Source organism: Sporosarcina sp., assembly GCF_029257255.1.
Taxonomy (GTDB): Bacteria; Bacillota; Bacilli; order Bacillales_A; family Planococcaceae; genus Sporosarcina.
This window is the reverse complement of record NZ_JARICI010000060.1, coordinates 1-6816: the sequence shown is the minus strand read 5'-3', so window position 1 is coordinate 6816 and position 6816 is coordinate 1. Positions and strand designations below refer to the sequence as shown.

Below are 6816 nucleotides of genomic sequence, written 5' to 3'. Positions count from 1 at the left end.
TTCCACGTACTTTTGATACTTTATCGAAGTCAATTTCAGGGAAAATAAGTTGCTCTTTCACACCTAGTGTATAGTTACCGCGGCCATCGAACGCTTTTTTAGAAACGCCACGGAAGTCACGTACACGTGGTAGTGAGACAGATACTAATTTATCAAGAAACTCGTACATGCGCTCGCCACGAAGTGTTACTTTCGTTCCGATAGGCATACCTTCACGCAAACGGAAACCAGCAATTGATTTCTTAGCTTTTGTAATAACGGGTTTTTGACCTGAGATAGTCGCAAGATCTTCAACAGCAGCGTCAAGTGCTTTTGTATTTTGTACAGCATCACCAACACCCATGTTGATAACAATCTTATCGACTTTAGGTACTTGCATTACAGATGTATATTCAAACTTGCTCATCAGAGCAGGAGTGATTTCTTTAGTGAATTTCTCTTTCAAACGACTCATCAGTCGGACCTCCTTTCATGCCTTACTTACTTGTCCAGTGCTTCACCGGATTTTTTGGCAATACGTACTTTCTTACCGTCTTCCACTTTGTAACCTACACGAGTCGGCTCGCCTGATTTAGGATCGATGACCATCACGTTTGAGACATGAATTGCAGCTTCTCGGCTTACAATTCCGCCTTGAGGGTTCTCTTGGTTCGGTTTCGTATGCTTCTTGACGATATTGATACCTTCAACAAGCACACGTTCTTTTTTTGGATAAGCAGTCAGGATCACACCTGTTTTGCCTTTATCTTTCCCAGAGATCACCATAACTTTGTCGCCTTTTTTAACGTGCATTCTATCGCACCTCCTTGACTGGCTCTGTCATTAGAATTAAAGAACTTCTGGAGCAAGTGAAATGATTTTCATGAAGTTGTTATCGCGCAATTCGCGAGCAACTGGTCCGAAAATACGTGTTCCGCGTGGTCCTTTGTCGTCACGGATGATAACGCAAGCATTTTCATCAAATGTGATGTAAGAACCGTCTTTACGACGAACTCCACTTTTCGTACGAACGATGACAGCTTTAACAACGTCACCCTTCTTAACAACGCCACCTGGTGTTGCTTTCTTAACTGTAACAACAACAACGTCTCCGATATTGGCTACTTTACGGCCTGAACCGCCTAGTACTTTAATCGTAAGTACTTCACGAGCACCAGAGTTGTCAGCTACTTTCATTCGAGTTTCTTGTTGAATCATCGAGGCTACCTCCTTCCGCAGTCTGCGTTAAAAACTTATTAGATGATGATCGCTTTTTCAACGACTTCTAGAAGACGGAAACGCTTAGTAGCGGATAATGGACGAGTTTCCATAATACGAACTACATCGCCAATTTTCGCTTCGTTTAGCTCATCATGCGCTTTTAACTTTTTAGAATACTTTACACGCTTACCGTATAAAGAGTGCTTTTTGTATGTTTCTACCATTACCGTAACGGTTTTATCCATTTTATCGGAAACGACACGGCCTGTGTATACTTTGCGCTGGTTACGCTCAGTCATGGCTGCAACCTCCTTCATCAGTTATTTGCACTGATTTCTCTTTGACGTATTACAGTTTTCATGCGCGCAATCGATTTACGTACTTCACGGATGCGTGCAGTGTTTTCTAATTGACCTGTCGCTAACTGGAAGCGAAGGTTGAAAAGCTCTTCTTTCAGTGATTTCACTTTTTGCTCTATTTCTGCAGTTGTTAAGTCACGGATTTCATTAGCTTTCATTAGATTCACCACCAATTTCTTCACGTTTTACAAACTTGCTTGTTACAGGAAGTTTGTGAGATGCGAGTCGAAGTGCTTCACGAGCTACCTCTTCCGATACACCTGCAATTTCAAACATTACTCTACCGGGCTTAACAACAGCAACCCAGCCTTCTACAGCACCTTTACCGGAACCCATCCGGACTTCAAGAGGCTTCTTAGTATATGGCTTGTGCGGGAAAATATTGATCCAAACTTTACCGCCACGTTTCATATAACGAGTCATAGCAATACGAGCAGATTCAATCTGACGGTTCGTGATCCAACCTGATTCAAGAGCCTGAAGACCAAACTCACCAAATTGTACAGTAGCGCCACCTTTTGTTTCACCACGCATTTTCCCACGGAATACACGACGATGTTTAACACGTTTAGGCATTAACATATTATTTGCCTCCTTCCCCAGAGTTCTTCTTTACTGGAAGGACTTCACCACGATAAATCCATACCTTAACGCCAAGCTTACCATAAGTAGTATCAGCTTCAGCATGTGCATAATCTATATCTGCACGTAACGTATGAAGAGGGACAGTTCCTTCACTATAGTGTTCAGCACGAGCGATGTCAGCACCGCCAAGACGACCGGACACTTGTGTTTTAATTCCTTTAGCGCCAGAGCGGATTGTGCGTTGAATAGCTTGCTTCTGAGCACGACGGAATGATACACGGCTTTCTAATTGACGAGCGATAGATTCTGCAACTAGTTTAGCATCTAAATCAGCACGCTTAATTTCTACAATATTAATGTGTACACGCTTGCCTGTGATTTCGTTAAGCTGTTTACGAAGTACTTCTACTTCAGAACCGCCCTTACCGATAACCATACCTGGCTTTGCAGTGTGGATTGTAATGTTAACACGCTTAGCAGCACGCTCAATTTCCACTTTTGAAACTGATGCGTCTACAAGACGCTTTTCAATGTATTCACGAACTTTTAAGTCTTCATGTAATAAGGACGCGTAATCTTTTTCCGCGTACCATTTTGAGTCCCAGTCACGGATGACACCGACACGGAGTCCGTTAGGATGTACTTTTTGGCCCACTAATTACCCCTCCTTCTTCTCAGATACCACTAATGTGATGTGGCTTGTACGTTTGTTGATCGCACTTGCACGACCTTGTGCACGTGGACGGAAACGTTTCATTGTTGGTCCTTCATCAACGAACACTTCACTCACGATTAAGTTTTCTGTGTCCATTTCGTAGTTATGCTCAGCGTTTGCAATTGCTGATTTCAAAAGTTTCTCTACAACAGGAGATGCCGCTTTAGGCGTAAGTCGTAGAATAGCCATAGCTTCACCGATATTCTTGCCGCGAATAAGATCAACGACCAAACGAACTTTGCGAGAAGCGATACGGACTGTGCGTACAGATGCTTTAGCTTGTTGCATCAGGATAACCTCCTCTCAATTTAGCGTTTTGTTTTCTTATCGTCGGCACCATGGCCTTTATATGTGCGCGTAGGTACGAATTCACCTAGTTTGTGCCCAACCATATCTTCTGTAACATATACAGGAACATGTTTGCGTCCATCATATACTGCAATCGTCAATCCGATGAAAGTCGGGAAGATTGTAGAACGGCGTGACCATGTTTTAATAACCTGTTTCTTTTCTGCATTTTTTTGTGCATCAACCTTTTTTAGTAAATGGTCATCTGCAAAAGGTCCTTTTTTCAAGCTGCGGCCCATTCTGGAACCTCCTTCCAAGTATGTACTACGGTCCATCCGATGAACCGCAGTGCAATCACATTATTTTTTACGACGGCGAACGATAAGCTTATCTGATTTATTGTTCTTAGAACGAGTCTTGTAACCAAGAGTTGGTTTACCCCAAGGTGTAACAGGACTTGGACGGCCGATTGGTGTACGTCCTTCACCACCACCGTGTGGGTGATCGTTAGGGTTCATTACAGATCCACGAACTGTTGGGCGCTTGCCTAACCAGCGTGAACGACCTGCTTTACCAATGTTGATTAATTCGTGCTGTTCGTTACCAACTTGACCAATTGTTGCGCGGCAAGTAGCAAGGATCATACGAACCTCTCCAGATTGTAGACGAATGATGACATATTTGCCTTCGCGTCCTAGTAATTGAGCTGAAGTCCCTGCTGAACGGACTAACTGTCCACCCTTGCCTGGTTTCATTTCAATGTTATGGATTGTAGAACCCATTGGGATGTTTTCTAATGGCAGTGCGTTCCCTACGCGGATATCCGCTTCAGGCCCTGACATAATTGTAGTCCCTACTGTTAATCCTTTTGGTGCAAGGATGTATTTCTTTTCTCCATCTGCATAGTTAATCAATGCGATGTTTGCAGAACGGTTTGGATCGTATTCGATCGTAGCAACGCGTCCTGGAATGCCATCTTTCCGACGTTGGAAATCGATGACACGGTATTGGCGCTTGTGGCCTCCACCTTGGTGACGAACTGTCATTCTACCTTGGTTGTTACGTCCGCCTTTACGCTTGATTGATTCAAGCAATGATTTTTCTGGCTTGTCTGTTGTAATCTCAGCAAAGTCAGAAGAAGTCATGTTACGACGTCCGTTGGAGGTAGCTTTGTACTTCTTAATCGCCATTTTGTGTTCCCTCCTTCATTTATTGTACGTTACTTACACTTCAAAAAGTTCGATATCTTTGGAATCAGCTGTTAATGAAACAATTGCTTTACGGCGCTTGTTTGTGTAACCAGCATGTTTCCCCATACGTTTGAACTTACCTTTGTAGTTCTGAACGTTTACTTTTTCAACTTTTACACCGAAGATTTCTTCGATCGCTTGCTTGACTTGCGTCTTGTTAGCGCGAGTATCAACTTCGAATGTATATTTTCTAAGATCCATTTGCTCAGAAGAACGCTCGGTAATGACCGGACGTTTCAGAATATCACGTGCTTCCATTAACCAAGCACCTCCTCTACTTTTTCGATTGCTGCTTTTGTCATAACGAGCTGATCATGTCCGACTAGGTCAAGAACGTTGATTCCATTCGCTGTGACAACGCTGATTCCAGGAATATTACGAGCAGATAATGCTACTGATTCTTCTAGGTCAGCTGTAACGAAAAGTGCCTTTTTAGTGATTGAAAGATCTTCAAGCACTTTAACAAAGCCTTTTGTTTTTGGTGCATCAAATGCTAAGTTGTCTACAACGATTAGTTCTTCATCGCGAACTTTCGTAGAAAGTGCTGAAAGAAGTGCTAAACGACGGACTTTCTTAGGCATTTTATAGCTGTAGCTACGTGGTGATGGACCGAATACGATACCGCCTCCGCGCCACTGTGGTGATCTGATAGAACCTTGACGAGCACGACCTGTGCCCTTTTGACGCCATGGTTTACGACCGCCGCCTGCTACTTCCGCGCGAGTTTTAACCTTGTGGTTACCTTGGCGCAAAGAAGCTTGTTGCTGAATAATTGCTTCAAATAATACTGCATCATTCGGCTCGATTCCAAAAATCGCATCGTTTAGTTCGATATCGCCGACTGCAGAACCTGTTTGACTTACTACAGATACTTTAGGCATTCCTATTTCCTCCTTCCTGTTTTACTCAGTTCCCTTTAATTGCGCTCTTCACTTGTACAAGTGACTTGCGTGCTCCAGGAACGTTGCCTTTAACTAGTAACAAGTTACGCTCAGCGTCAACTCGTACGATTTCTACGTTTTGGATCGTAACTGTTTTGCCACCAGTACGACCAGGTAATTTCTTTCCTTTGAATACACGTTGTCCGTCTACCGCACCTAATGAACCTGGAGCGCGGTGGAAACGAGAACCGTGTGTCATTGGTCCGCGTGAGAAGCCGTGGCGTTTAATAACACCTTGGAATCCTTTACCTTTTGATACTCCTGTAATGTCTACTACATCGCCTTCTGCAAATGTATCGACTTTGACTTCCTGACCAACTTCGTATGCACTAACGTCAGCTCCGCGAACTTCACGGATGAAGCGCTTAGGTGCCGTGTTAGCTTTTGCTACGTGGCCTTGTTCAGGCTTGTTTGAAAGCTTTTCACGTTTGTCATCAAATCCTAGTTGGATTGACTCGTAGCCGTCTGTTTCAATTGTCTTCTTTTGAAGAACAACGTTTGGAGCAGCTTCAATCACTGTTACTGGGATTAGATCGCCGTTTTCAGCAAATACTTGCGTCATTCCGACTTTTCTTCCTAAGATTCCTTTGGTCATTAGTCACACCTCCTGTAATATGTTTGTTTTATTTTTATAGTTTAATTTCGATGTCGACGCCTGATGGTAAATCAAGCTTCATAAGAGCATCCACAGTTTGTGGTGTCGGGTTTACGATATCGATTAAACGTTTGTGTGTACGCATTTCAAATTGCTCACGTGAATCTTTGTAAACGTGAACTGAACGCAATACCGTGTAAACTGTTCTTTCAGTCGGCAACGGAATTGGACCTGAAACACTAGCACCAGAACGCTTAGCCGTTTCAACAATCTTTTCAGCTGACTGATCCAACATTCTGTGATCATAAGCTTTCAATCGGATACGAATCTTTTGTTTTGCCATTACTTTCCCTCCCTTTCGCCTATTTTCTAGACAATTCTCCACGAAAATTTCCCATACACGCGCCATGGCAAAGCGGCCGGGTGTATCGGCAACCTCTCGCTTCATCGCAGTCAAAGACCAACATTCAACATTATACATAACTTAAGAGCTTCGTGCAACCCTTTTGAAGAAATTAAATCTTTGTTTTACAATCATTTTTTAATCCGTTTATTATTCTAACAGTTTCCGTAAAAAGATGCACGTGTAAAGTACGTCTTTTTCATTTAATTTGTCTGCATGACCTCTTATGTAAATATGATTTGCTGCCAACCGCCGTCAAATCTACCTATCGGTATCTTTCAACACTTCGGTCTTTTTCCCAATAAAAAAACCCCGCCACATGGGCGGGATCAAAATGAATTATTTTGTAATTGTTGCTACAACGCCAGCTCCAACTGTACGTCCACCTTCACGGATTGAGAATTTAGTACCTTCTTCAATCGCGATTGGAGAGATCAGTTCAACTGTCATTTCAACGTTATCCCCAGGCATAACCATTTC

At 43.0% G+C, this 6816-nt stretch carries 15 protein-coding genes; all 15 read right to left on the bottom strand.

The window, feature by feature from the left end:
- Positions 1-454, bottom strand: a 454-nt coding sequence (gene rplE / locus Q1J64_RS12530; protein WP_301109416.1) for a 50S ribosomal protein L5, incomplete at its 3' end; no start/stop codon positions are given.
- 26 nt (positions 455-480) lie between these two features.
- Entirely contained in the window at positions 481-792 is a 312-nt protein-coding gene (gene rplX, locus Q1J64_RS12525; protein ID WP_301109415.1) for a 50S ribosomal protein L24, read from the bottom strand.
- Positions 793-828: 36 nt separating this feature from the next.
- A complete protein-coding gene (gene rplN / locus Q1J64_RS12520; protein WP_153722571.1) occupies positions 829-1197 on the bottom strand; it encodes a 50S ribosomal protein L14 in 369 nt (122 codons plus the stop codon).
- Positions 1198-1235: 38 nt separating this feature from the next.
- Positions 1236-1499, bottom strand: coding sequence for a 30S ribosomal protein S17 (gene rpsQ / locus Q1J64_RS12515; RefSeq protein ID WP_153722570.1), 264 nt, complete (start codon positions 1497-1499; stop codon positions 1236-1238).
- A 17-nt stretch (positions 1500-1516) separates the two neighbouring features.
- Complete coding sequence (rpmC, locus tag Q1J64_RS12510; protein WP_025783856.1) at positions 1517-1717, bottom strand: 50S ribosomal protein L29; 201 nt, start codon at positions 1715-1717, stop codon at positions 1517-1519.
- Entirely contained in the window at positions 1707-2141 is a 435-nt protein-coding gene (rplP, locus tag Q1J64_RS12505) for a 50S ribosomal protein L16 (protein ID WP_153722569.1), read from the bottom strand. Before rplP ends, rpmC begins: the two co-directional genes overlap by 11 nt.
- 1 nt (position 2142) lies before the next feature.
- Entirely contained in the window at positions 2143-2799 is a 657-nt protein-coding gene (gene rpsC / locus Q1J64_RS12500) for a 30S ribosomal protein S3 (RefSeq protein ID WP_301109413.1), read from the bottom strand.
- A 3-nt stretch (positions 2800-2802) separates the two neighbouring features.
- Positions 2803-3147 (bottom strand): 50S ribosomal protein L22, encoded by a 345-nt coding sequence (gene rplV, locus Q1J64_RS12495; protein WP_037561627.1) that lies wholly within the window; start codon positions 3145-3147, stop codon positions 2803-2805.
- Between the two features lie 20 nt (positions 3148-3167).
- Positions 3168-3446 carry a 30S ribosomal protein S19 gene (rpsS, locus tag Q1J64_RS12490; protein WP_301109412.1) on the bottom strand — a complete coding sequence of 93 codons (279 nt, stop codon included), beginning with the start codon at positions 3444-3446 and terminating at the stop codon, positions 3168-3170.
- A gap of 60 nt (positions 3447-3506) precedes the next feature.
- Complete coding sequence (gene rplB / locus Q1J64_RS12485) at positions 3507-4337, bottom strand: 50S ribosomal protein L2 (protein ID WP_301109411.1); 831 nt, start codon at positions 4335-4337, stop codon at positions 3507-3509.
- A gap of 33 nt (positions 4338-4370) precedes the next feature.
- A complete protein-coding gene (gene rplW, locus Q1J64_RS12480; RefSeq protein ID WP_301109410.1) occupies positions 4371-4655 on the bottom strand; it encodes a 50S ribosomal protein L23 in 285 nt (94 codons plus the stop codon).
- Positions 4655-5278 (bottom strand): 50S ribosomal protein L4, encoded by a 624-nt coding sequence (gene rplD, locus Q1J64_RS12475; RefSeq protein ID WP_301109409.1) that lies wholly within the window; start codon positions 5276-5278, stop codon positions 4655-4657. Before rplD ends, rplW begins: the two co-directional genes overlap by 1 nt.
- Positions 5279-5303: 25 nt before the next feature.
- Entirely contained in the window at positions 5304-5933 is a 630-nt protein-coding gene (rplC, locus tag Q1J64_RS12470) for a 50S ribosomal protein L3 (RefSeq protein WP_301109407.1), read from the bottom strand.
- Positions 5934-5967: 34 nt separating this feature from the next.
- A complete protein-coding gene (rpsJ, locus tag Q1J64_RS12465; protein WP_301109406.1) occupies positions 5968-6276 on the bottom strand; it encodes a 30S ribosomal protein S10 in 309 nt (102 codons plus the stop codon).
- A gap of 399 nt (positions 6277-6675) precedes the next feature.
- Positions 6676-6816, bottom strand: a 141-nt coding sequence (locus Q1J64_RS12460; protein WP_483315984.1) for an EF-Tu C-terminal domain-related protein, incomplete at its 5' end; no start/stop codon positions are given.